The organism is Pseudomonas purpurea, assembly GCF_039908635.1.
In the GTDB taxonomy this organism is placed as follows: Bacteria; Pseudomonadota; Gammaproteobacteria; order Pseudomonadales; family Pseudomonadaceae; genus Aquipseudomonas; species Aquipseudomonas purpurea.
This window is the reverse complement of the sequence record NZ_CP150918.1, coordinates 4,522,131-4,546,833: the sequence shown is the minus strand read 5'-3', so window position 1 is coordinate 4,546,833 and position 24,703 is coordinate 4,522,131. Positions and strand designations below refer to the sequence as shown.

Genomic DNA, 24,703 nt, shown 5'->3' with positions numbered 1-24,703 from the left:
GGCTTACCCTTTATTCAGTCGAGCGCAGAACCTGTGGCGAGGGAGCTTGCTCCCGCTGGGGCGCAGAGCGGCCCTGAAACTTGCCAATGCAATTTATCTGATACACCGCACTGGCTGGTTCTACGACTGCTTCGCAGCCGAGCGGGAGCGAGCTCCCTCGCCACAAGGGCAAAACTGCTCTCCTATCGAGAGCAGTACCGGTTTTAGTGCTGCAGGATCTTCTCGAGGAAGTGCTGTGCACGCTCGGAGCGGGCGCTGATGTCGCCGAAGAACTCTTCTTTCTGGCAGTCTTCGATGATCTTGCCCTGGTCCATGAAAATCACCCGGTCTGCCACTTTACGGGCGAAGCCCATTTCGTGGGTCACGCACATCATGGTCATGCCTTCGTGCGCTAGTTGCACCATCACGTCGAGCACTTCGTTGACCATTTCCGGGTCGAGTGCCGAGGTCGGTTCGTCGAACAGCATGACGATAGGGTCCATCGCCAGCGCACGGGCAATCGCCACACGCTGCTGCTGACCACCAGAGAGCTGGCCCGGGTGCTTGTGAGCGTGAGCGGAAAGACCGACGCGCTCGAGCAGTTGCAGGCCTTTCTTGGTGGCCTCTTCCTTGCTGCGGCCCAACACCTTGATCTGCGCGATGGTCAGGTTTTCGGTGATGGTCAGGTGCGGGAACAGTTCGAAATGCTGGAACACCATGCCCACGCGCGAACGCAGTTTCGGCAGGTCGGTCTTCGGGTCGGCGATGGACGTGCCATCGACCACCACGTCGCCTTTCTGGAACGGTTCCAGGGCGTTGACGCATTTGATCAGGGTGGATTTGCCGGAGCCGGACGGCCCGCACACCACGATCACTTCGCCTTTTTTGACCTCGGTGCTGCAATCAGTCAGTACCTGGAAGTCGCCATACCACTTGTTGACATTCTTGATAGAGATCATACGGCAAACCTTTTTTGCAGACGCTTGACCAGCAGCGAGGCGGCAAAGCTGATTGTGAAGTACACGAGACCTGCGAAGATCAGGAACTCATTGGAGCGGCCGATGATGTCGCCACTGGCCCGCGAAGCATTGAGGAAGTCCACCAGACCGACCGCGTACACCAGCGAGGTGTCCTGAAACAGGATGATGCTCTGTTGCAGCAGCAGCGGGGTCATCTTGCGGAATGCTTGCGGCAGGATGATCAAACGCATCATCTGGCCATACGTCATGCCCAGAGCCTGGGCGGCGCCCATCTGGCCTTTTGGAATCGACTGCACGCCGGCACGGACGATTTCGCAGAAGTACGCCGCTTCGAACATCATGAACGCCACGATGCACGAGGCGAACGCGCCGATCGGGGTGTCTTCGCCGGTGATCCAGCGCAGGACGAACGGCACCGCCAGGTAGAACCAGGTGATCACCAGCAGCAGTGGGATCGAACGGAAGTAGTTGACGTAGGCGCCGGCAATGTTCGACAGCAGCTTGTTGTGGGACAGGCGCATCAGCGCCAGGATCGTGCCGAGGATGATCCCGCCGACGACGCCGAGCGCCATCAGTTGCAGGGTCATGACCATGCCGTTCCACAAGCCCGGCAGGGACGGAATGACGCCCGAGAAGTCGAATTCCATCATTTACCCCCTACGGAGATCAGGCCGGGTACGGCAACTTTCTTCTCGACCACACGCATCAGCAGCATCAGGCTCATGTTCAGGGTGAAGTAGATCAGGGTCGCCAGGGTGAAGGCTTCGAACAGGTTGGCGGAGAATTCTGCGGTCTGTTTGGTCTGCGCGAGCAGCTCCATCAGGCCGATCAGGGACGCCACGGACGAGTTCTTGAAGACGTTGAGAAATTCCGAGGTGAGCGGCGGAATGATGATCCGGTAGGGCCTGGGGCAGCAGCACGTTCCAGTAGATCTGCGGCAGGCTGAAACCCATGGCGCGGGCGGCCGATTCCTGGCCACGCGGCAGCGCCTGGATACCGGTGCGCACTTGTTCGCACACCCGGGCAGCGGTGAACAGGCCCAGGCACACGACAACGCTCAGGTAGGCGGAGGTAGTCGGGTGCAGGTCCTGCTTGTACCACTCTTGCAGGTCGGCGGGCAGCAGGTCGGGCACCAGGAAGTACCAGATGAACAGCTGAACCAGCAGCGGCACGTTACGAAAGAGTTCCACGTAGCAGGTGGCGATGCCCGATACCAGGCGATTCGGTACGGTGCGCATGACACCCAGAATCGAACCCAGCAGCAACGCGATGATCCAGGCCACGATGGCGATGGCGATGGTCCAGCCCAGCCCGGAAATGAACCAGTCGAGATAGGTCTCGCTGCCCACGCCGGTGGACTTGAAGAACACGCCCCAGTCCCAGTTGTAATTCATTAGGGTCTCCCCTCAGATCGATCGATGTACAAGTGCCCGCCTGGGGAAAGTCCGTTCCCGCCTGATTCGAAAATCAGGCACACACGATCGGCTCGACAACCACCGGTTCGAGTGCTTCCAAAAAAGTGCCAGCAGGGAGTGACAGCCTTCTGAAAGGGCGCGGGCCCTTTCAGAAGGTAAGGTTAGTCAGAAATCAGGATTTTTTGTCGTCAGCCGCTTTGTCGGTCGGATTGGCGATCAGGGCCTTGAGCTCGTCGCTCATCGGGAACATCAGGTTCAGGCCTTTTGGCGGGATTGGCTGCAAGAACCACTTTTCGTAGATCTTGTTGATTTCGCCCGAAGCGTAGGTCGCCTTGATGGCGTCATCGACAGCCTTCTTGAACGGCTCGTCGCCCTTGCGGACCATGCAGCCGTAAATTTCATAGGACTGTGGTGTGCCGGTCACGGCCCAGTCGGTCGGCTTCTTGGCCTTGGCCATTTCACCGGCCAGCAGCGCATCGTCCATCATGAAGGCAACAGCGCGGCCCGATTCCAGCATCTGGAAGGACTCGCCGTGGTCTTTGGCGGAGATGACGTTCATGCCCATCTGCTTGTCGGCGTTCATCGACTTGAGGATGCGCTCGGACGTGGTGCCTGCGGTGGTCACGACGTTCTTGCCTTTGAGGTCAGCGAAATCCTTGTAGGTCGAGTCCTTTTTGGACAGCAGACGCGTACCGATTTCGAAGATGCCGACAGAGAAGTCAACTTGTTGCTGACGCTCGACGTTATTGGTGGTGGAGCCGCACTCGACGTCCACGGTGCCGTTCTGCACCAGCGGAATACGGGTTTGCGAGGTGACCAGGTTGTACTTGACCTGCAGGTTAGGCATGTCCAGGTCTTTTTTGATGGCTTCGACGATTTTCAGCTGAATATCGTGGGAGTAGCCGACCGGTTTGCCGGTAGCGTCCGCGATGTAGGAAAACGGAATGGAAGCGTCGCGATGGCCCAGGGTGATGGTGCCGGACTCTTTGATCTTCTTCAGCGTGCCGGTGAGTTCGGCTGCGAAAACTGGAGTGCTAATCAGTGCGGCAGCGATAGCTGCGCCCAGAAGATGGGGAACGATGCGCATCAAATTTTCCTCGACATTGTTTTTATATGGAGCCAGTTCATCGGCCCTTTTTTTGTACTGCGAATGCCTTGACGGCTCCTGAAGTGTTGGCACATCCGGCATTCGTCCCAGAGTGTAGAGCATGAGTCGTGCCAGGCCAGGTGGCTCGCATCAACGTATTGATTTAGAAGGCTATTAAGTATTTGTGACGGTATTTTCCCCGGTTATTAATCCGGTTTACCGAATTGACCACAGGGTCGCGTTCGGAAAACCGAATGCAATCCTGTGCCCGGCACTTCCCCTGTGGGAGCGAGCTTGCTCGCGATAGCGGTGTGCCAGGCGAGCTCAATGTTGGATGTGCGGGCCCTATCGCGAGCAAGCTCGCTCCCACAGTGGATCTGTGATGGGCATCAGAATGCAAAAAGCCCCTGAATCATGAGATTCAGGGGCTTTCGTTTAACCGGAATATCGATCAGGCCGCTTCGATCTTGCTGCGGTTCTGCTCGACCTTGTTCAGGTAGTGCTGCACGTTCTGTTGTTCCGCCGGGGTGGTGAACAGCCCGAGTTTGCTGCGGCGCCACAGGATGTCGTGGGCGGTGGTGGCCCACTCTTCGCTGCACAGGTAATCGACTTCGCGGGTGTAGAGGCCGCCACCCAAGTGTTCGCCCAGGTCGCTGAGGTTCTGCACGCCCTCAAGCATGCGCCAGGTGCGGCTGCCGTAGGTGGTGGCCCAGCGGCGGGCAATTTCGGTTGGCACCCAGTCGAACTTGTCGCGAATCAAGGCGCTCAAGGCTTGTGGCGTGGTCATGTCTTCGCCGCCCGGCAGGGGCGCGGTGGCGGTCCAGCTTGGCTTGATGTGCGTGAAGTACGGCGTCAGCTGCGCCATGGCCGATTCGGCCAGTTTGCGGTAGGTGGTCAGCTTGCCGCCGAACACCGACAGCAGCGGTGCTTCTTCGCCACTGCCGGACAGCGCCAGGGTGTAGTCGCGTGTGACAGCCGATGGGTTGTCGGATTCGTCGTTGCACAGCGGGCGAACACCGGAATAGGTGTGCACGATGTCGTCGCGGCTCACTTGCTTCTTGAAGTGGGCGTTGACGACCTTGATCAGGTAATCGGTTTCGCCTTCGGTGATCGCCACTTTTGCCGGGTCGCCGGTGTATTCGCGGTCAGTGGTGCCAATCAGGGTGAAGTGATTGAGGTACGGAATGGTGAACACGATGCGCTGGTCTTCGTTCTGAAGGATGTGCGCGTGCTCGCCTTCGTACAGCTTCGGCACGATCAGGTGGCTGCCCTGGATCAGGCGGATGCCGTAAGGCGATTCCATCTTCAGGTCGTCCTTGATGAACTTGGCGACCCATGGGCCGGCAGCGTTCACCAGCGCCTTGGCGCGGATCGAAAACAGGCTGCCATCGGTGCGTTCCAGGTTCAGTTCCCACAAGCCTTTGCTGCGGCGGGCGCTGACGCAGCGGGTTTGTGTATGAACGTGAGCGCCTTTTTCGCGGGCAGCCATGGCGTTCAGCACCACGAGGCGGGCGTCGTCGACCCAGCAATCTGAGTATTCGAAGCCTTTGGTGATTTCGCTTTTCAGCGCGCTGTCGGCACCGAACTTCAGGCTGTTGGAGCCTGCGAGTTTTTCCCGCTTGCCCAGGTGATCATAGAGGAACAGGCCGGCGCGGATCATCCACGCCGGGCGCAGGTGCGGGCGGTGTGGCAGTACGAAGCGCATCTGCTTGACGATGTGCGGGGCCTTGGCCAGCAGCACTTCGCGTTCGGCCAGGGCTTCGCGCACCAGGCGGAACTCATAATGTTCGAGGTAGCGCAGGCCACCGTGGATCAGCTTGCTGCTGGCCGACGAGGTGTGGCTGGCCAGATCGTCCTTTTCGCAAAGGAACACCGAAAGACCGCGACCGGCTGCGTCTGCTGCAATCCCTACGCCGTTGATCCCGCCGCCAATAACGGCAACATCATAGACTTCGGCAAGCGGTGGAGCAGGCAAGGTAGAGGTGGTCATGAGCAGGCCTCGCGATCTTTTATGATCTGATCGTATTGGAATTCGAACATTAATGTTCATTTGCGAAAATGGTAGCCCATAAAGCCGCCCGCAGCCAGTCAACTTCGATTGAAAATACTGATCGAAGGGCCGCCAAAGGAAAGTTTCCGAACATTGAATGAGGCTGGGAGTGCTTTTGTGGCGAGGGAGCTTGCTCCCGCTGGGCTGCGAAGCAGCCCTAAAACCGGTGGGCGCGGTTTTTCAGGAAGAACATATCGTCTGATTTGCGTCTGCTGCGCAGCCGAGCGGGAGCAAGCTCCCTCGCCACAGGGGAGCTTTGCTGTCGGGTGGGGTTAAACGACTTCCAGCCGAATCTTGTGTTGATTCAACAGTTGAGCCAGCGCCGGCACCGGCTGCTGGTCGGTGACCAGGCAATCGATCAGGCTGATCGGCCCCAGGCGAATCATGGCGTTACGCCCGAACTTGCTGGAGTCGGCGGCCAGGATGACTTGCCGGGCGTTGGCGATGATCGCCTGGGAGACGCGCACTTCCTGATAGTCGAAGTCCAGCAGGCTGCCGTCTTCGTCGATACCGCTGATGCCCACCAGCGCGAAGTCGACCTTGAACTGGTTGATGAAGTCGACGCTGGCCTGGCCCACCACACCGCCATCACGCCGCACGTTGCCGCCCGTCAGCAGGACGTCGAAGTCGTCCTTGGCACTGAGCATGGTCGCGACGTTCAGGTTGTTGGTGATGATTTTCAGGTGGCTGTGATTGAGCAGCGCCCGAGCGATGGACTCGGTGGTGGTGCCGATGTTGATGAACAGCGAGGCATGATCGGGGATTTGCTTGGCGATGGCTTCGCCGATGCGTTGTTTCTCATCGCGCATCTGATCGGCGCGCATGGCGTAGGCGGTGTTTTCTACGCTGGAGTCGTAGGCTGCGCCGCCATGGTAGCGACGCAACAGATTTACTTCCGCCAATTGATTGATATCGCGGCGGATGGTTTGCGGTGTGACGACGAACAGCTGAGCCATTTCCTCGATGCTGACGTAGCCGCGTTCGCGGACCAGTTCGAGGATTTGCTGCTGACGGGGAGGCAGATTCATGGGGCTTCCTTTGGGCTGCCGTGCAAAATTTGCCCATGATGCCGCAGGAATCCGCTCCCTACCAGTTAGAACCCTTTAAGGGTCCAGAGCCTGGCTTATTCAGCGCCTTCGTGTGGTTCCCAGTCGCGGGTGCGGCTGACGGCTTTTTTCCAGCCTGCGTAGAGTTTTTCCTTCGCGGTTTCGTCCAGGGTCGGATCGAATTCGCGCTCGATCACAGCCTTGCCGCGCAGTTCTTCCAGGCTGCCCCAGAAGCCGCAGGCCAGACCGGCCAGGTAGGCAGCGCCGAGAGCGGTGGTCTCACGCATTTGCGGGCGTTCGACCTGAGTGCCGAGGATGTCGGCCTGGAACTGCATGAGGAAGTTGTTTGCAACCGCGCCGCCATCCACGCGCAGGGCCTTGAGGCGCTCGCCGGAGTCCTGTTGCATGGCATCGAGTACGTCGCGTGTCTGGTAGGCAATCGACTCCAGCGCTGCACGAATGATGTGATCCACGCGTACGCCACGGGTCAGGCCGAACAGTGCGCCACGGGCATACGGGTCCCAGTAAGGGGCGCCGAGACCGGTGAAGGCCGGCACCAGGTACACGCCATTGCTGTCCTTGACCTTGTTGGCGAAGTACTCGGTGTCGTGTGCGTCGTTGATGATTTTCAGTTCGTCGCGCAGCCACTGCACGGTGGAACCGCCGTTGAAGACGGCCCCCTCCAGGGCGTAGGCCACTTCGCCACGAGGGCCGCACGCGATGGTGGTGAGCATGCCGTGCTTGGACTTCACGGCTTTGTCGCCGGTGTTCATCAGCAGGAAGCAGCCGGTGCCATAGGTGTTCTTGGCCTGCCCCGGTTCAACGCACATCTGGCCGAACAGTGCCGCTTGCTGGTCGCCGGCGATACCGCCGATGGCGATGCCGCTCTTGGTGTGGCCGTAGATTTCAGACGACGATTTGACCTCTGGCAGCATCTCGCGCGGGATGTCCAGGATCTCCAGCATCTTCGCGTCCCACTCTAGGGTGTGGATGTTGAAGAGCATGGTGCGCGAGGCGTTGGTGTAGTCGGTGACGTGGGTCTTGCCGCCGGTAAATTTCCAGATCAACCAGCTGTCGACGGTGCCGAACAGCAGTTCGCCGTTGCGAGCGCGTTCGCGGCTGCCTTCAACGTTGTCCAGGATCCACTTGAGCTTGGTGCCGGAGAAGTACGGGTCGGTGACCAGGCCGGTGGTGTCGCTGATGTATTGCTCGTGGCCATCGCGCTTGAGCTGCTGGCAGATCTCGGTACTGCGGCGGCACTGCCAGACGATCGCGTTGTAGATCGGGCGGCCGGTGGTCTTGTCCCAGACCACGGTAGTTTCGCGCTGGTTGGTGATGCCGATGGCGGCCACCTGGTCATGGTGCAGGGCCGGCTTGAGCCAGGGCCTCGACCATCACGGCGCTTTGTGTGGCGAAGATTTCCATCGGGTCGTGTTCGACCCAGCCGGCTTGCGGGTAATGCTGGGCGAATTCGCGCTGCGCAGTGCAGACCACGTTGGCGTCGCGGTCAAAAATGATCGCTCGCGAACTGGTCGTACCCTGATCGAGGGCAATGATGTAGTTCTTATTCTGAATGTCGGTCATGTCGATTGCCTTGGACGAAATAAGGGAGAGGGCGCAAGCGCGAGATCAGGTTGGGCAGGATCTCGCGCCATCGGTTTCAAGAAATTCTTGGTTTGCCGTCAATGGCCTGTTCTGCATCCTTTGTAGCAGGTGTGGCGTTGGGCAGATAACGGGCAATCAGCCCGCGATAGGCGGCAGCGCCGAGGCAGGCACCCACGATGGGGGCGAATACCGGAATCAGGAAGTACGGAATATCACGGCCGCCAGTGAAGGAAATTTCACCCCAGCCAGCGAAGAAAGTCATCAGCTTCGGACCGAAGTCTCGCGCCGGGTTCATCGCAAAACCGGTCAGCGGGCCCATCGCGCTGCCAATTACCGCAATCAGCAGGCCGATCAGCAGGGGCGCCAGCGGACCCTTCGGCAGGCCGTTGTTGTCATCGGTCAGGGACATGATCACGCCCATCAGAATGGCCGTGATGATCACTTCCACCAGGAACGCCTGGCCAGTAGACAGTGCCGGATGCGGGTAGGTGGAGAACACCGACGCCGTTTCCAGGCTGGCTTGTGTGCCGCGGACGATGTGGTGGGTTTGTTCGTAATCGAAGAACAGGTTGCTATAAAGCGTGTAAACCAACAGCGCTGCGCAGAAGGCGCCAGCGACCTGGGCGATGATGTAGAACGGCAGTTTGCGTTTTTCAAAGTCAGCGAAAACGCACAGCGCGATGCTCACGGCCGGGTTCAGGTGGGCACCGGAAACGCCAGCGGTCAGGTAGATCGCCATGCTGACGCCAACCCCCCAGATGATGCTGATTTCCCACAAGCCGAAGCTCGCACCCGCAACCTTGAGCGCGGCAACGCAACCCGTGCCGAAGAAGATCAGTAACGCAGTCCCCAGAAACTCGGCCATGCATTGGCCGGAGAGTGACGGTTGTTGTAAAGCAGTTGTCATTGAAAACCTCGGTTTTTGTTGTTGTCGGGCGCTGTTTCCGAAGGGTCTGAGCGCGATTTTCACCGAGGCAGGATCCCCATCCTGGTCTCGGCTTTGCTGCTGGGTGCTGCGCAGGATGTTTCGTATGGTATTCAGATTCGAAAAAATATAGACAAGAAACACTGCTGTCAAAGGTCGAAAGTGAACCATCAGTCACTTTTCAACTATTAGTTGTGTGAATGATCGCGTTGACAGTGTCGGGTCAGTTGGCAAAAGTCTGTGGACGGCCGGCCCTACAGCGGCGAAACGGTCTTGAGGTAGAGCCTTTTCAACGGGTATGACCTAGAATCTTGCGGTAACGATTTTTTCTCTCGCTGGCTTGGAGCTGCCATGACCCCTGCATTGGACCTGCTGAAAAAAGTTCGTGCCGAACATCGCGTGCACAGTTACGAACATGATCCGAAAGCCGCGTCCTATGGATTGGAGGCCGCGGAAAAACTGGGGCTGGACCCGGCGCAGGTGTTCAAGACGCTGTTGGCGGCCAGTGAAAAAGGCGAGTTGCTGGTGGCGGTGGTGCCGGTGGTCGGAAGTCTCGACTTGAAGGGGCTGGCACACGCGGCGGGGGTGAAGAAAGTTGAAATGGCTGATCCCGCGGCCGCACAACGGTCGACGGGTTATCTGCTGGGAGGCATCAGCCCACTCGGGCAGAAGAAGCGCTTGCGCACCTTTATCGACAATTCGGCTCAGCCATTCGTGAGTATTTTTGTCAGTGCGGGGCGGCGGGGACTTGAGGTGGAGTTGGCGCCGGCGGTGTTGGCGGAACATACCCAGGCGAAGTTCGCGGATATTGGCCGTACGTGAAAAATAGCTGTGGGAGCAAGCTCCCACATTTTTTCGCGTGTATCAGTTAGCGGCGCTGTATCGCCGAACACCGGATTCGACCGCTGGAATCTGCGCTGCCGTGCTGCCGCTGGCTTGGAACAACACCAGGTGTTCGGCGGCCACGCGGATACCGACATCGGCGCCGACCAGATGGTCGGCATGGCTTGGGAAGATCGATTCCAGTTGGCTGCCCGTGGGGAGTTGCAAGCGATACAACGTCGAGGCACCGAGGAAGGTCTTGCCGACAATCCGTGCTCTCAAGTCACTGTCTGGCGCATAAACGATATCGTCCGGGCGCAGCAGTACATCAACCGCGCCACCCGTAGGCCAGGTATAGGCGCGATTGCCGCGCAGAACGCCAAGCTCGGTTTGCACCGACTCCGGGGAGTGCAGTTGGCCGCGAATGAAGTAGCCCTGACCGATAAAGCTCGCCACAAACGGTGTCTGCGGTTCGTGGTACAGGTTGTAAGGCGTGTCCCACTGCTCCAGGCGACCCTCTTTGAACACGCCGACCTGATCACTGACGGCGAAGGCTTCTTCCTGGTCGTGGGTCACCAGAATCGCGCTGGTGCCACGGGCCTTGAGGATGTCGCGCACTTCGTGGCTGAGCTTGCGGCGCAATTCGCCATCGAGGTTGGAGAACGGCTCGTCGAGCAGCAGTAGTTGCGGTTCCGGCGCCAGTGCGCGAGCCAGTGCCACACGTTGCTGCTGACCGCCAGAGAGTTCGTGAGGGAAGCGCTTGCCGAGGTTTTTCAGGTTGACCAGCTCGAGCATTTCCTCGGTGACCCGATCTTTTTGCGGATGCTTGCGAATGCCGAAGGCAATGTTCTCGGCCACGCTCAGGTGCGGGAACAGGGCGTAATCCTGGAACACCATGCCGATCCGGCGTTTCTCCGGTGCCAGGGTGAAACCGGCACTGGAGATGGTTTCGCCGGCCAGTTGTATTTCGCCTTCATGCACCGGTTCGAAACCGGCGATTGCCCGCAACGTGGTGGTCTTGCCGCAACCGGACGAGCCGAGCAGGCAACCGATGTCGCCAGCATTCAGGTGCAGGTTGAGGTTCTGGACGACCCGTTGGTCCTGATAGCCGCAGGCCAGGTTACGCAGGTTCAGCAGTAATGGATGGCTCATGCGTGGTGGTACGCCGGCGTAACGAGAAATTCGAGCAGGGCCTTTTGTGCGTGCAGACGGTTTTCGGCCTGGTCCCACGCGACCGAGCGTGGGTCGTCGAGCAGGTCGAGGCTGATTTCTTCGCCGCGGTGCGCGGGCAGGCAATGCATGAACAATACGTCCGGCGCGGCCAGGTCGAGCAAGGCACGATTGACCTGGAATGGCGCGAACAGCTTGAGCCGCTTGGCGGTTTCTTCTTCCTGGCCCATGGAGGTCCAGACGTCAGTGCTGACCAGGTGGGCGCCGAGTACGGCGTCCCGAGGATCGCGGACGATGGTCACTCGATCGAAGGCTTTGGCCACGAAGTCAGGGTTGGGTTCGTAGCCTTCAGGGCAGGCGATGCGCAACTGGAAGTCGAACTGAATCGCCGCTTCTATATAGCTGTTGCACATGTTGTTGCCGTCGCCGATCCAGGCCACGGTCTTGCCTTGAATCGAGCCGCGGTGTTCAAGGAAGGTCTGCATGTCGGCCAGCAACTGGCACGGGTGCAGGTCGTCGGACAGGCCGTTGATCACCGGTACGCGGGAGTTGGCGGCAAACTCGGTCAGGGTGCTGTGGGCAAAGGTGCGGATCATCACGGCATCAAGCATGCGCGACATGACAATGGCGCAGTCGCCGATCGGCTCGCCACGGCCCAGTTGGGTGTCACGTGGCGACAGGAAAATCGCCTGGCCGCCGAGCTGGATCATGCCGGCCTCGAATGACAGGCGTGTGCGGGTTGAGGATTTCTCGAAAATCATCCCCAGAACGCGGTTTTTCAAAGGCTCGAACAGTACGCCGCGGTTACGCAGGTCTTTGAGCTCAATGCCTCGACGGATCATGCTGACCAGCTCTTCGGGCGTGCAATCCATCAGGGAGAGAAAGTGCCTTGCGCTCATCATTGACTACCTTTTGCAACGGACCGCAGATACTCAAAGCCTTGTTTAACTGGAAAACGGGCGAGACCTGCGGCGGGAGCCGCACGGGGCGACGAAATAGGGGAAGGCGCGATATTGACACTAAATGTCGCGTCTTACCAATAGGCTACAGTTTTTAGGGGATATCAGAGGGGCTACGGGATCGTCACGGTAGCGCTTTTGAAGCCTGTTTCCTGATAGCAGCAAGCCATTTGTACACCGCCCTCGCGCGCCTTGGCAATTGATGACGGCGGCCAAAGCCTTGTGTGGGTCGGTTTCTGACCCGTCAGCCGAGGTGCCGCTCTGCATGATCTGCCCGGCGGGGAGTCGAAACATTTGCTAATGCAAAGTGCTGGGTTATAACTAATTCACATGCGACACAGGACGCCTGGAATGGAATCGAAAGAACAGCAATTGATGGCGCTGCTGGGACTCACGGCACGCTCCCTGACTCACTTGACCGCGTCCATGACCTCGATGTCGTTCGAACTGTTGCACAGTGAGGACGAAGTGACCAAGGCTGCCGGTCGACGGATGATCGATCGAATGGCCACTGTCAGCGCCGGTCTCGACGAGCATTGGCGGTTGATCGGCGAGCTCACGGGCGTGCATGTCGCTCATGAGCAGATCGAAACCGTTGAGGAAATCCAGTTGCAGGTGCCATCCAGCTGGCCACAGACCTGAGCGTGCGCCCGCTATCGGCTGGCCTGATGCCGCTCGATTCACAAGACGAACGTCGCTGGCGCAGCGCCAGGTCACGGCCCATAGTTTTGTTCCCGCAACCTGATGCCGGTTGCCCGAACAAAACAGAGACTGGCCATGACCAAGACTCTTCATCACCGTGCCTGCCACCTGTGTGAAGCCATCTGCGGCTTGACCCTCGAAACCACTGCCGCGGATGACGCCGTGCAGATCACCTCGATCAAGGGCGATCCTCAGGACAGTTTCAGCCGTGGCCACATTTGTCCCAAGGCCGTGGCGCTGCAAGATATCCAGAATGATCCGGATCGCCTGCGCCAGCCGATGCTCAGGGTTGGCAGCGAGTGGCAGCCGATTGCCTGGGACGACGCCTTTGCGTGGGTGGCCGAACGTCTGGCGGACATTCAGGCCCGCCATGGGCAAAACGCGGTGGCGGTCTATCAGGGCAATCCCAGTGTGCACAATTACGGGCTGATGACCCACAGCAACTATTTTCTGGGTTTGCTGAAAACCCGCAATCGCTTCTCCGCGACTTCGGTCGATCAACTGCCTCATCACCTGACCAGTTACTTTATGTATGGCCACGGTCTGCTGCTGCCGATACCCGATATTGATCACACCGATTTCATGCTGATCCTGGGCGCGAATCCCCTGGCCTCTAACGGCAGCATCATGACCGTCCCGGATGTCGAGAAGCGCTTGAAGGCGATACAGACCCGGGGCGGAAAAATCGTGGTGGTCGACCCGCGTCGCAGCGAGACGGCAGCCATGGCTGACCAGCATGTGTTTGTGCGCCCCGGAGGCGACGCTGCGTTGTTGTTCGGGCTGCTCAACACGTTGTTCGCCGAAGGGCTGACCTGTGAGGGGCACTTGCCGGTGGATGGGCTGGAGGAGGTTCGCCACGCGGTTGCCGGGTTTACGGCGCAACGCATGAGTCCGTTGTGCGCCGTGCCGGCAGAGCAGATCCGCCAGCTCGCGCGCGACTTCGCTGCTGCACCTACGGCAGTCTGTTACGGGCGGATGGGCGTGTCGACTCAAGCGTTCGGCACGTTGTGTCACTGGCTGGTGCAGGTGATCAATCTGGTGACCGGCAATCTTGATCGGGTCGGTGGTGCGTTGTGTACCGAACCTGCGGTGGACCTGGTGGCATCGACCTCGGGCGGGCATTTCAATCTCTGGCAAAGCCGCGTTTCCGGGCGCCCGGAATACGCCGGCGAGTTGCCGGTGTCGGTGCTGGCCGAAGAGATGCTCACGGAAGGGGAAGGGCAGGTGCGGGCGTTGATTACCGTGGCCGGTAATCCGGTGCTGTCGACACCCAACGGCCGCCAACTGGAGCAGGCGCTCGACGGGCTGGAGTTCATGCTCAGCATCGATTTGTACATCAATGAGACCACCCGTTATGCCGACCTGATTCTGCCGTCGACATCGGCGCTGGAGAACGATCACTACGACACGACATTTAATATGTTCGCCGTGCGCAATGTCAGCCGTTTCAACCGGGCGATCCTGGCCAAGCCTGAAGGCGCGCTGCATGACTGGGAGATATTCGTCGGGCTGGCTCAGGCTTTCGCGGCAAAAACCGGCAAGGAACTCAAACCAACCGTGGCGCCCGCGCAGATGATTGATCTGGGGTTACGGGCGGGACGCTATGGCGATGCGTCGACCTACACGTTGTCACTGGCAACGTTGTTTGATCATCCCCACGGCATCGATCTGGGGCCGCTGAAGCCCAACCTCGGACCGCGACTCAAAACGCCGGATCAGCGCATCCAGGCTGCACCGCCCGCGATTCTTGCCGACCTTGCGCGGTTCGCCGCATTGCAGGCTCCAGTGGCGGATGAATTGCTGATGATCGGCCGACGCCATGTGCGCAGTAACAACTCCTGGATGCATAACTACCACCGGCTGGTGAAGGGCAAGCCCCGGCATCAATTGCTGATGCACCCGGACGACCTCTCCAGCCGAGGGCTCAGTGATGGGCAGCGGGTGCGGGTCAGCTCTCGGGTCGGGGTGATCGAGGTCGAGGTCATGTCCAGCCTCGACATGATGAAGGGCGTGGTCAGCCTGCCTCACGGTTGGGGGCATGCCAGGCCGGGTGTGCAGATGAGTATCGCGATGGCGCAACCGGGTTCCAGTGCAAACGATTTGACTGATGAGTGTCAGCTCGATGAGTTGTCGGGTAATGCGGCGCTCAATGGGGTGCCGGTCACAGTGGCGGCGGCCTGAACATGTCTGTCGGGGAGACCGAGCAGGGCGGCAGGCTTTCCGTTACAATGCGTCACCGTGCCGACAACCGAGTCGGAAAGTTCAGCCGAGGTGCTCCATGGATATCATCGAAACTATTAAAGAGCAGATTGCCAACAACACCATTCTGCTTTACATGAAAGGCTCGCCGAATGCCCCGCAGTGCGGCTTTTCTGCGAAAGCCTCCCAGGCCGTGATGGGCTGTGGTGAGAAGTTTGCTTACGTGGACATCCTGCAGAACCCGGAAATCCGCGCCAACCTGCCAAAGTACGCCAACTGGCCAACCTTCCCGCAACTGTGGGTCGGTGGTGAGCTGGTCGGCGGCAGCGACATCATGATCGAAATGGCCGCTGATGGTTCGTTGCAGGCCTTGATTAAAGACGCGGCTGCCAAAGCAGCTGCGAACAAGTCTGAAGCCTGATTGCAGTTGGCGCTGTAACTTTTCTCGGTAGAAGTTACAGCGCAATAAAAAGCCCCGCCTCTCGTCAGAGGGCGGGGCTTTTTGTTGGCGCAGGGTAAGTCGTATTAACTTACTCGCCCATTTGCGATTGCAGGTAGTTCTCGATACCGACTTTGTCGATCAGGCCAAGTTGGGTTTCCAGCCAGTCGATGTGTTCCTCTTCGGACTCAAGAATGTCTTCGAGCAATTCGCGGCTGCCGAAGTCACCCGTCACTTCGCAGTGAGCGATGGCGGCCTTGAGGTCGGCGTGACCGATGCGTTCGATACGCAGGTCGCACTCCAGCATTTCCTTGGTGTGCTCGCCGATGTGCAGCTTGCCCAGGTCCTGCACGTTCGGCAGGCCTTCAAGGAACAGGATGCGCTTGATCAGCTTGTCCGCGTGCTTCATCTCGTCGATGGACTCGTGATACTCGTGCTTGCCCAGCTTGTTCAGGCCCCAATCTTCATACATGCGGGCATGCAGGAAGTACTGATTGATTGCGACCAGTTCATTGGCAAGAATCTTGTTGAGGTGCTGGATGACTGTTACGTCGCCTTTCATGATGGGGTCCTGCCCTTAAGTAACCGTATATAGGGCGAGTTTGAGCCGGGCAGTGCTGAGTGTCAAACCTAAGTTATTGAATAATATATGAAAATTAATCGGAATAAGAATGTTTGTGTTCCGCATCCATTCTCTAAGCGATTGAATTACAGGCATAAAAAAACCGGACACTAAGTCCGGTTCTTCAATTCGTGCTGTTTACGCGGCAGAAAATTCTACAGGGAAGGGTATTGCCGCCTGGCTGATTTGCAGCTCGGCGAGGGTTTCACGTACCACTTGCTTGGCAAGGCAGGCGCATTTACCACATTGGCTGGCGACGCCGGTGGCTTGGCGCACCTCACGGTAGCTGCAGCAACCTTCATAGATTGCATCGCGGATTTTCCCGTCAGTGACGCCAGTGCAGAGGCAAACATACATAAGGTGAGAACCGTCGCTGGTTATGGCTCAATTGCGATGGATCTTAATGTTAACGAGAATGATTGTCAAAGTGGTTTCTGAAGGCATTGGCCTGAAGCGCAGGTTGGCTGACGAACGGTTTTGCCCGGCATTATGGGGGCGTGGAATTTGTGTCCGGATGTTTTTGGATTCGGCATAAAAACCGCTAAGGACAGGTCAAAAACGCGGTGTATGATGGTCGGTCCTTGCGAAGGGCGATCACGTCACAGGCCTGTCGCTGAATTGCGGCACACTGTTGCAGATTTGCTCTTCACGCCACCACACCAGGAGATATCCAATGAGCGTACTCGTAGGCAAACAAGCCCCTGACTTCACCGTTCCGGCCGTACTCGGCAATGGCGAAATCGTCGACAGCTTCACCCTGTCCTCGGCCATCAAAGGCAAATACGGCCTGGTGTTCTTCTACCCACTGGACTTCACCTTCGTTTGCCCGTCCGAGCTGATCGCTCTGGACCACCGCATGGCTGATTTCAAAGCGCGCAATGTTGAAGTAATCGCGGTTTCGATCGACTCGCACTTCACCCACAACGCCTGGCGCAACACCCCGATCAATGCCGGCGGCATCGGTCAGGTTCAGTACATCATGGCTGCTGACATGAAGCACGACATCGCCAAGGCCCTACGACGTTGAGTCCGAAGGCGGCGTGGCTTTCCGTGGCGCGTTCCTGATCGACGACAAAGGTGTTGTTCGCTCGCAGATCGTCAACGACCTGCCGCTGGGCCGTAACATGGAAGAGCTGATTCGTCTGGTTGACGCCCTGCAATTCCACGAAGAGCACGGCGAAGTCTGCCCTGCCAACTGGAAAAAAGGCGACAAAGGCATGACCGCTTCGCCAGAAGGCGTTGCTGCTTACCTGACCGAGAACGCTGGCAAGCTGTAAGCCAGGCGTCAGGCAAAAAAAACCGGCCCCTCGAGGCCGGTTTTTTTATGCAGGGCATTTGTTCACACGACGTAAATCAGTCGTTGAAATCTTCCCAGCCGCCCATCTGTTTCCAGCGATTGACGATGCCGCAGAACAGATCGGCAGTCTTCTCGGTGTCATAGCGCGCCGAGTGAGCCTCGCGGCCGTCGAAATCGATGTCCGCCGCCTGGCACGCCTTGGCCAGCACGGTTTGACCGTAAGCCAGGCCCGCCAGTGTTGCGGTGTCGAAGCTGGAGAACGGGTGAAACGGGTTGCGTTTCATGTCCAGGCGCGTGACGGCGGCGTTGAGGAAGCCCAAGTCGAAGCTGCTGTTGTGGCCGACCAGGATTGCGCGTTTGCAGCCATTGGCTTTCAAGGCCTTGCGTACGCCACGGAAGATGTCGGTCAGGGCTGCCTCTTCACTCACCGCCATGCGCAGTGGGTGGTCGAGTTTGATCCCGGTGAACTCCAGGGCCGCGGCTTCGACGTTCGCGCCTTCGAAAGGCTCTACACGAAAGAAATAGGTGTGCTCAGGGAACACGAAGCCTTTTTCGTCCATGCCGATGACGGTTGCGGCGATTTCCAGCAGGGCGTCGGTGGCGCAATTGAAACCACCGGTTTCAACGTCGACAACGACCGGCAGGTAGCCACGAAACCGGGCTGCCATCGGGTGGCGCGAACCGCCTCCACCGCCATGACCGTCCTGTTCGTCGTCGAAATGATCTTCACTCACGCGTGTTCCTCCAGCAGGCGCCAGCGCAGTTTTTCACCGGCGCGCAGCGGGATTACAGTCAGCTCGCCGAATGGCAGGCTGGTAGGGGCGGTCCACTCTTCGCGGACCAGGGTAATGCGATCGGTGTTTGCCGGCAGGCCGTAGAAGCGCGGGCCATTCAGGCTGGCGAAGGCTTCGAGTTTATCCAGCGCGTTGCGCTGCTCAAAGGCTTCGGCGTACAGCTCGATCGCAGCAAAAGCGGTGTAGCAACCGGCACAGCCGCAGGCCGTTTCTTTGGCGTGCTGGGCGTGCGGGGCCGAATCGGTGCCCAGGAAGAACTTCTCGCTGCCACTGGTGGCGGCATCGAGCAGGGCAACCTGGTGCGTGTTGCGCTTGAGAATCGGCAGGCAATAGAAGTGCGGACGAATCCCGCCGACCAGCATGTGGTTGCGGTTGTACAGCAAGTGGTGGGCGGTGATAGTCGCGCCGACGTTGGCCGAAGCCTCGTTGACGAACTGTACTGCCTCTGTGGTGGTGATGTGTTCAAACACCACTTTGAGCGTCGGGAAACGCTCCACGACACGGCGCATGTGTTCGTCGATGAAGACCTTTTCGCGGTCGAAGACATCGACGTCGCCACGGGTGATTTCACCGTGAATCAGCAACGGCATCCCGACTTCGGCCATGGCCTCGATCGCCGGGAAGATCTTGTCGATGCTGGTGACACCGGAATCGGAGTTGGTGGTCGCGCCGGCCGGGTACAGCTTGGCGGCGTGAACAAAACCGCTGGCCTTGGCCGCGCGAATTTCTTCAGGCTGGGTCCGGTCGGTCAGGTAGAGCACCATCAGTGGCTCGAAACGGCTGCCGGCCGGGCGCGCAGCGAGAATGCGCTGGCGGTAGGCGTCGGCTTCAGCGGCGTTGCGCACCGGTGGCACAAGGTTAGGCATGATGATGGCGCGACCAAAGGTGCGCGCGACATCCGCGACAGTGTTGGGCAACGCAGCACCATCGCGAAGATGAATATGCCAGTCGTCGGGACGCAGCAGGGTCAGGCGGTCGGACATTGGGAATTCCAGGCGGGTCAAACTGAGGGGAATGCTACCGGAAAAGACTCTCTCAGGCACTCGCTATCAAGTTTTGTAGGAAGCAACCGATATCCCTTGGGTGTGCTGTAAACAAGTGATATGCCGTAAACGAGTGTGTCGGTCTTTTGTGTAGAAGCCAGTGGAGCCTCCCGTGCGCCAGCGTTATTTAGCCTTGCTCAGTGTGTTTGCCAGCCTTCCTGCGATGGCGCTCACTTTCCAGACCCGTCTGGAGAGCATTGAGTGGACGGTCGAAGGCGACAAATTCGAATGCCGTTTGATCCAGCCGATTACCGATTTCGGTTCGGGTGAATTCGTACGGCGCGCCGGCGAGCAGGCCACGTTTCGCCTGAAGGCCTACAACTCCATGATGGGTGGCGGTTCGGCCACCTTGCTGGCGGCCGCCGCGCCGTGGCAGCCAGGGCGCGGCGACATCAACCTGGGGGCGGTGAAGGTCGGCAGCGGCAATGTGCTGTTGAACAGTTCGCAGCAACAGGCCGGTCGGTTGATTGGCGGTTTGATGGATGGCCGCAGCCCGGTGGTTCGCCATTACTCGCGCGACGGTGGCGTCTCGGAAGTGCGTTTGCTGCCGGTCAAATTCAGCAAGGCGTATGCTGACTATCAAGGGTGCGTGGCCAAGCTGTTGCCGAAGAACTATGAGCAGGTGAAGCAGGCCGAAGTCGGTTTCCCGGGTGGCGGCATCGAACTGGATGCCCAGGCCAAGGCCAAGCTGCAGGTCATGCTGGACTTCATGAAGGCCGACCCGACGGTCAATCACATCGAACTCGATGGCCACTCCGATAACAGCGGCAACCGCCTGACCAACCGCGACCTGTCGCGGCGCCGGGCCTTGGCCGTCATGGACTTCTTCAAGGCCAATGGCTTTCAGGAATCGCAGATAACCATGCGTTTCCACGGCGAACGGTATCCGTTGGCACCCAATACCAACGCGGCCAACCGGGCCAAGAATCGTCGTGTCAACGTGCACCTCGAGCGTGTTGCGCCGGTCGAGAAACCAGCCCCTCAGGCCAGCTCCGCGCCGAACGCTGCAGCCACCTCCTGAACCCGCTGTAATCGTCGCTCACTCGACATAATCTGTCGCTTCGTCGTCATAAGCTGTCGCGCCACTGTAAATTTTCCGGTTTGATCGGTAGACTTGACGGCTTTCCGTACAACCCGGTGGAGTGATGGCATGGCGGACGTAAACAAGGTCGTTCTGGCGTATTCCGGCGGCCTGGACACTTCGGTGATCCTCAAGTGGCTGCAGGATACTTATAACTGTGAAGTAGTGACCTTCACCGCTGATCTGGGTCAGGGCGAAGAGGTCGAACCGGCCCCGCGCCAAGGCACAGGCCATGGGCGTAAAAGAAATCTACATCGATGATCTGCGCGAAGAGTTCGTGCGTGATTTCGTTTTCCCGATGTTCCGCGCCAACACCGTTTACGAAGGTGAGTACCTGCTGGGTACTTCTATCGCTCGTCCGTTGATCGCCAAACGCTTGATCGAAATCGCCAACGAAACCGGCGCTGACGCCATTTCCCACGGCGCAACCGGCAAAGGCAACGACCAGGTTCGCTTCGAACTGGGCGCCTATGCACTCAAGCCAGGCGTGAAAGTGATCGCTCCGTGGCGTGAATGGGACCTGCTGTCGCGCGAGAAGCTGATGGACTATGCCGCGAAGCACGCGATCCCGATCGAACGTCACGGCAAGAAAAAATCCCCGTACTCGATGGATGCCAACCTGCTGCACATCTCCTATGAAGGCGGCGTGCTGGAAGACACCTGGACCGAGCACGAAGAAGACATGTGGAAATGGACCGTCTCCCCGGAGAACGCTCCAGACAAGGCGCAGTACCTGGAACTGACCTACCGCAACGGCGACATCGTCGCGCTGGACGGCGTCGAAATGACTCCGGCCACCGTGCTGGCGACCCTGAACCGTATCGGTGGCGAACACGGCATCGGCCGTCTGGACATCGTCGAAAACCGTTACGTGGGCATGAAGTCCCGTGGCTGCTACGAAACCCCTGGCGGCACCATCATGCTGCGCGCTCACCGGGCGATCGAGTCGATCACCCTGGACCGCGAAGTGGCTCACCTCAAAGACGAGCTGATGCCTAAATACGCCAGCCTGATCTACACCGGCTACTGGTGGAGCCCTGAGCGCCTGATGCTGCAACAAATGATCGACGCATCCCAGGCCCATGTGAACGGCGTCGTTCGCCTGAAGCTGTACAAGGGCAATGTGATCGTCACCGGGCGCAAGTCCGATGAGTCGTTGTTCGATGCCAACATTGCTACCTTCGAAGAAGATGGCGGCGCCTACAACCAGGCTGATGCGGCGGGCTTCATCAAGCTCAATGCGCTGCGCATGCGTATTGCTGCCAACAAGGGTCGGAAACTTTTCTGAGTCCCTTGACCTGAGTGATGCCATGACCCTGCTTCAAACAGGGTCATGGCCGATTCAAACTCAGAGTTGCCGCTGAATCGTTGCATTCGAATCAAAACTTTCCTTCCTGTTGTTCAGGTCTCTACGGCGAGCGTCGTCGTCCAGGTCAACGCTAGTCAATAACGGTCATTGTCAGCTTTCTCAGGCTGTAGATCATGTAGGCATCTTTAGCGCCTCTGTCGTTGCGTGGGTAGCTCTTGAGTGTCGACTTGTTGAAGGCACGGTCTGTCTTGCTATCGGTGATGAATACAATGATGCCATGAGTTGTTTCTCGCTGTTGTCGGTTTTTCGTCATTACATGGTCAAGCTCCTTCTTGTTACGTAGTTGTCGCACATCAATAAACTGAAGGTGATTAAGTTTTCCCGCAATCCTCAGGGTTTGCTGGGGGGTTGCATTCATGGTGAGTGCTATCTCCTCGGGTGGGGATTGTCCGTGAATGGGAACGTCGTCTGACGGTGCTGTGTTGGTGCTGTTTTTAGTGTGCTTTTTCGTTTCGGCTCGGTTGTTTCTACATCGGCCATTAGCGGTTTCTTTAAGTTTTTCTTTCTCTGTGCGACTGGCTTCATCGATAACTTTTATAAATTGCTTGCTCTTTTCGAAGTCTGAAGGGGCGTACAGCGACTTGTAGTTGAAGTTAAGGGTGACGAAGAAAAGTAGTAACAAGTAAAAAGGAAAGCTGATGAGGAACCAAATGTAGATTTCTCGTTCTTCGTCGTCGAGAAAGGGAAGTGATACGGCTGCCGATGTTTCAGATATTGCCGCAAAAATGGCAATGATGGTCATGGGGTTAGTGATTTTTCTCTGATGTTTTATCATGTCGGTTACTCATTAAAACTTTTCTATTCTATAGGATTGATTGTCCTGGGTTGGTTGATGTGCTGGGCAGTTGCAGTTGTAGTGTGAGTGTAAATGGTATTTTGACGTTTGATGTGCGTGAATGTGGTTTTTAATGTGAGTTGGTTTATTTTGATTTACGTTTTGGATGAACAGTGCGCGCATGTTACAGCGTGCAGGTGCTGTTTTATCGACACGCGGGTTGCAGTGGAGGCTGTGAGCTGAGTGTTGTTGTGAACTTTATACTCTGGGTAAGGGTGTTGCTGATGTTGAATGGTGATTATTATCTGACGATAGACTATTGGCGAGTTTTTGGTGAGGCGGGGGGTAGATTTTCGCAGGGTTGTGCAACGTCGCGTGATACAAAAAAAGTTTCTCGGTGCTGGAAGCGTGAGCATCTTAATTTTTAGGCACATTGTTTTTTGCGATTTCTTGTAGGGCGAATCCGTGTTGCTTGTAGGAATTGTCTTTCGGTGAGGGTGGCCGGTCGAAGCAGCATGCCATGGGTGAAACGACTAGGCTATTGTGCGGGCTCTAAAAAATCGAACAGCGAAACTGGACTTGCCCATGAATAAAGTGCTGATCGTAGACGATCACCCCGTCATTCGTCTTGCTGTGCGCATGCTGATGGAGCGTCATGGCTACGAAGTGATTGCAGAGACGGATAATGGCGTTGATGCGTTACAACTTGCCCGTGAACATATGCCGGATATTGTTATTCTGGATATTGGTATCCCCAAACTGGATGGGCTTGAGGTTATCGCGCGGCTGACTTCTACTGCCACACCTTTGAAGTTGCTGGTGTTGACGTCTCAGGCGCCCGGTCATTTCTCAATGCGTTGCATGCAGGCCGGTGCGGCAGGGTATGTCTGTAAACAGCAGGACCTCACGGAGTTGCTCAGTGCAATCAAAGCCGTACTCTCGGGATACAGTTACTTTCCGAATCAGGCCTTGCACACCGTGCGTTCAAGCTTGGGGAATGCCAGCGAGGCCGACATGGTGGACAGGTTGTCCGGCCGGGAAATGATGGTGTTGCAACAATTGGCTCGTGGGAAAACCAATAAGGAGATTGCCGATGGCATGTTTCTCAGTAACAAGACCGTCAGTACTTACAAGACACGCTTGTTACTGAAACTCAATGCGCGCTCGCTGGTTGACCTGATCGAACTGGCACAGCGTAATGGGCTGGTGTGAGTCCGGCGCTCCAGAGGCAAGGACAGTCATCGGATATGCCTGTCGGCGTGAGCAGTGGCTGATACCACCTTGCAGTGATCGGTGAGTCGCTCAGCTTCACCGCTGGAAATCGAGCAATAACGCAGCGAAACCGGAGCCGGGCCGCAGCGCCTGGTAAAAAGCCTCCGTTTCGGGAGGCTTTTACGTCTTACAGGTCAAAATCGTAGTCGGCCAATTGCTTCTGCAAGCGGCGCTCCTCCAGCAGGTTGTCGATGGTGCGACGTTTGCTCAGGTTGGTCTTGGCTACTTCCACCACAGGCTCGGCGTCATCGGTCTCAACAGGGGTGAAGTCGTCTTCTACGTCCAGTTGTTCTTTGTCAGTGCTCATAAGGTTAACTCCAGACTAAGACTGCCGTTGGGGCTCCTTATAGCGACAATCTCCTGGCGGGTAAAAAAGATTTTTTCAATCGGTACATCAATAAACGCTATAGCGCCTCAATCGTCGGAAGTCTTTTCCTTGTATTCGCACAGGTCTTCTATCCGACAGCTGCCACAGCGAGGCTTGCGGGCCAGACACACATAACGTCCGTGAAGGATGAGCCAGTGATGGGCGTCCAGCAGGTATTGCCTGGGGACGAACTTCATTAACTTCTGCTCTACTTCCACCACGTTTTTTCCAGGCGCCAGGCCGATGCGGTTACTGACCCGAAAGATATGGGTGTCGACCGCCATGGTCAGCTGACGAAACGCGGTATTGAGGACCACGTTCGCAGTCTTCCTGCCAACGCCGGGCAGTGCTTCCAGTTCTTCGCGGGTTTGCGGTACTTCACCACCGTGGCGTTCGACCAGTAATCGGCAGGTTTCAATCACATTTTTGGCTTTGCTGTTGAACAGGCCGATGGTCTTGATGTAGTCGGACAAGCCTTCTACACCGAGCGCATGGATGGCCGCCGGGGTGTTGGCGACAGGGAACAGTTTTGCAGTCGCCTTGTTGACGCCGACGTCGGTGGACTGCGCCGAGAGAATGACTGCGATCAGCAGCTCAAACGCAGAGGCGTAGGCCAGCTCGGTTTTAGGTTCCGGGTTGTCTTCGTGAAACCTGCGGAAAATTTCCAGGCGTTTTGCAGCATTCATGGGCAGAGCATTTCCTTGA

Annotated in this window: 21 protein-coding genes and 4 pseudogenes; 8 read left to right on the top strand and 17 right to left on the bottom strand. The window is 57.8% G+C overall.

Translation table 11 applies throughout. The features are described from left to right. Positions 1-203: 203 nt before the first annotated feature. The 8 genes and pseudogenes from AABM54_RS20330 to AABM54_RS20295 form a co-directional block, all read right to left on the bottom strand. Complete coding sequence (locus AABM54_RS20330; protein ID WP_150709842.1) at positions 204-938, bottom strand: amino acid ABC transporter ATP-binding protein; 735 nt, start codon at positions 936-938, stop codon at positions 204-206. Continuing rightward, positions 935-1,606, bottom strand: a complete 672-nt coding sequence (locus AABM54_RS20325; RefSeq protein ID WP_347901770.1) for an ABC transporter permease subunit — start codon at positions 1,604-1,606, stop codon at positions 935-937. The genes AABM54_RS20330 and AABM54_RS20325 overlap by 4 nt, the downstream gene beginning before the upstream one ends. Then, a pseudogene (locus AABM54_RS20320) lies at positions 1,606-2,353 on the bottom strand (amino acid ABC transporter permease). The gene AABM54_RS20325 and the pseudogene AABM54_RS20320 overlap by 1 nt, the downstream one beginning before the upstream one ends. A gap of 193 nt (positions 2,354-2,546) precedes the next feature. Next, positions 2,547-3,461, bottom strand: a complete 915-nt coding sequence (locus AABM54_RS20315; protein ID WP_347901769.1) for a glutamate/aspartate ABC transporter substrate-binding protein — start codon at positions 3,459-3,461, stop codon at positions 2,547-2,549. A 451-nt stretch (positions 3,462-3,912) separates the two neighbouring features. Next, entirely contained in the window at positions 3,913-5,451 is a 1,539-nt protein-coding gene (glpD, locus tag AABM54_RS20310) for a glycerol-3-phosphate dehydrogenase (protein ID WP_347901768.1), read from the bottom strand. A 332-nt stretch (positions 5,452-5,783) separates the two neighbouring features. After that, positions 5,784-6,539 (bottom strand): DeoR/GlpR family transcriptional regulator, encoded by a 756-nt coding sequence (locus tag AABM54_RS20305; RefSeq protein WP_347901767.1) that lies wholly within the window; start codon positions 6,537-6,539, stop codon positions 5,784-5,786. A gap of 95 nt (positions 6,540-6,634) precedes the next feature. Continuing rightward, positions 6,635-8,141: pseudogene (gene glpK / locus AABM54_RS20300) on the bottom strand (glycerol kinase GlpK). A gap of 76 nt (positions 8,142-8,217) precedes the next feature. Continuing rightward, positions 8,218-9,069: an MIP/aquaporin family protein gene (locus tag AABM54_RS20295; protein WP_347906264.1), complete on the bottom strand. Its 852-nt coding sequence runs from the start codon at positions 9,067-9,069 to the stop codon at positions 8,218-8,220. Between the two features lie 369 nt (positions 9,070-9,438). Here AABM54_RS20295 and ybaK point away from each other — a divergent pair, with 369 nt between their 5' ends. Then, on the top strand, positions 9,439-9,909 hold the full coding sequence (gene ybaK / locus AABM54_RS20290) for a Cys-tRNA(Pro) deacylase (RefSeq protein WP_347901766.1): 471 nt from the start codon (positions 9,439-9,441) through the stop codon (positions 9,907-9,909). Positions 9,910-9,951: 42 nt separating this feature from the next. Here ybaK and AABM54_RS20285 read toward each other — a convergent pair whose 3' ends face one another. Further along, positions 9,952-11,061, bottom strand: coding sequence for an ABC transporter ATP-binding protein (locus AABM54_RS20285; RefSeq protein ID WP_347901765.1), 1,110 nt, complete (start codon positions 11,059-11,061; stop codon positions 9,952-9,954). Continuing rightward, entirely contained in the window at positions 11,058-11,978 is a 921-nt protein-coding gene (gene argF / locus AABM54_RS20280; RefSeq protein WP_347901764.1) for an ornithine carbamoyltransferase, read from the bottom strand. Before argF ends, AABM54_RS20285 begins: the two co-directional genes overlap by 4 nt. 411 nt (positions 11,979-12,389) lie before the next feature. On the opposite strand from argF, the gene AABM54_RS20275 reads away from it, so the two are divergent. The 3 genes from AABM54_RS20275 to grxD all read left to right on the top strand — a co-directional run bounded on the left by AABM54_RS20275 (position 12,390) and on the right by grxD (position 15,360). Continuing rightward, complete coding sequence (locus tag AABM54_RS20275; RefSeq protein ID WP_347901763.1) at positions 12,390-12,680, top strand: hypothetical protein; 291 nt, start codon at positions 12,390-12,392, stop codon at positions 12,678-12,680. A 135-nt stretch (positions 12,681-12,815) separates the two neighbouring features. Further along, complete coding sequence (locus AABM54_RS20270; protein WP_347901762.1) at positions 12,816-14,921, top strand: molybdopterin oxidoreductase family protein; 2,106 nt, start codon at positions 12,816-12,818, stop codon at positions 14,919-14,921. A 97-nt stretch (positions 14,922-15,018) separates the two neighbouring features. Further along, on the top strand, positions 15,019-15,360 hold the full coding sequence (grxD, locus tag AABM54_RS20265) for a Grx4 family monothiol glutaredoxin (protein WP_347901761.1): 342 nt from the start codon (positions 15,019-15,021) through the stop codon (positions 15,358-15,360). A 109-nt stretch (positions 15,361-15,469) separates the two neighbouring features. Here the strand turns inward: grxD and bfr are convergent, their stop codons facing one another. Together bfr and AABM54_RS20255 are read right to left on the bottom strand one after the other, a co-directional pair. Next, a complete protein-coding gene (bfr, locus tag AABM54_RS20260) occupies positions 15,470-15,940 on the bottom strand; it encodes a bacterioferritin (RefSeq protein ID WP_347901760.1) in 471 nt (156 codons plus the stop codon). Between the two features lie 198 nt (positions 15,941-16,138). Continuing rightward, complete coding sequence (locus AABM54_RS20255) at positions 16,139-16,357, bottom strand: bacterioferritin-associated ferredoxin (RefSeq protein WP_347901759.1); 219 nt, start codon at positions 16,355-16,357, stop codon at positions 16,139-16,141. 316 nt (positions 16,358-16,673) lie between these two features. On the opposite strand from AABM54_RS20255, the pseudogene AABM54_RS20250 reads away from it, so the two are divergent. After that, positions 16,674-17,277: pseudogene (locus AABM54_RS20250) on the top strand (peroxiredoxin). A 76-nt stretch (positions 17,278-17,353) separates the two neighbouring features. On the opposite strand, the gene rnt reads toward AABM54_RS20250, so the two are convergent. Continuing rightward, positions 17,354-18,031 (bottom strand): ribonuclease T, encoded by a 678-nt coding sequence (gene rnt / locus AABM54_RS20245; RefSeq protein WP_347901758.1) that lies wholly within the window; start codon positions 18,029-18,031, stop codon positions 17,354-17,356. Then, the gene (gene pyrC / locus AABM54_RS20240) at positions 18,028-19,074 is read right to left on the bottom strand and encodes a dihydroorotase (protein WP_347901757.1); all 1,047 of its coding nucleotides are present in this window, start codon (positions 19,072-19,074) and stop codon (positions 18,028-18,030) included. Before pyrC ends, rnt begins: the two co-directional genes overlap by 4 nt. 172 nt (positions 19,075-19,246) lie before the next feature. Here pyrC and AABM54_RS20235 point away from each other — a divergent pair, with 172 nt between their 5' ends. Both AABM54_RS20235 and AABM54_RS20230 read left to right on the top strand, forming a co-directional pair. Further along, the gene (locus tag AABM54_RS20235) at positions 19,247-20,155 is read left to right on the top strand and encodes an OmpA family protein (protein WP_347901756.1); all 909 of its coding nucleotides are present in this window, start codon (positions 19,247-19,249) and stop codon (positions 20,153-20,155) included. Positions 20,156-20,284: 129 nt separating this feature from the next. After that, positions 20,285-21,503, top strand: a pseudogene (locus AABM54_RS20230) (argininosuccinate synthase). Positions 21,504-21,654: 151 nt separating this feature from the next. On the opposite strand, the gene AABM54_RS20225 reads toward AABM54_RS20230, so the two are convergent. Next, positions 21,655-22,359 (bottom strand): hypothetical protein, encoded by a 705-nt coding sequence (locus AABM54_RS20225; protein WP_347901755.1) that lies wholly within the window; start codon positions 22,357-22,359, stop codon positions 21,655-21,657. Positions 22,360-22,944: 585 nt separating this feature from the next. On the opposite strand from AABM54_RS20225, the gene AABM54_RS20220 reads away from it, so the two are divergent. Continuing rightward, positions 22,945-23,571, top strand: a complete 627-nt coding sequence (locus AABM54_RS20220; RefSeq protein WP_347901754.1) for a response regulator transcription factor — start codon at positions 22,945-22,947, stop codon at positions 23,569-23,571. A gap of 187 nt (positions 23,572-23,758) precedes the next feature. Here AABM54_RS20220 and AABM54_RS20215 read toward each other — a convergent pair whose 3' ends face one another. Beyond that, a complete protein-coding gene (locus AABM54_RS20215) occupies positions 23,759-23,938 on the bottom strand; it encodes a PA3496 family putative envelope integrity protein (RefSeq protein WP_347901753.1) in 180 nt (59 codons plus the stop codon). A gap of 107 nt (positions 23,939-24,045) precedes the next feature. Continuing rightward, the gene (nth, locus tag AABM54_RS20210; RefSeq protein WP_347901752.1) at positions 24,046-24,684 is read right to left on the bottom strand and encodes an endonuclease III; all 639 of its coding nucleotides are present in this window, start codon (positions 24,682-24,684) and stop codon (positions 24,046-24,048) included. Positions 24,685-24,703 lie beyond the last annotated feature (19 nt).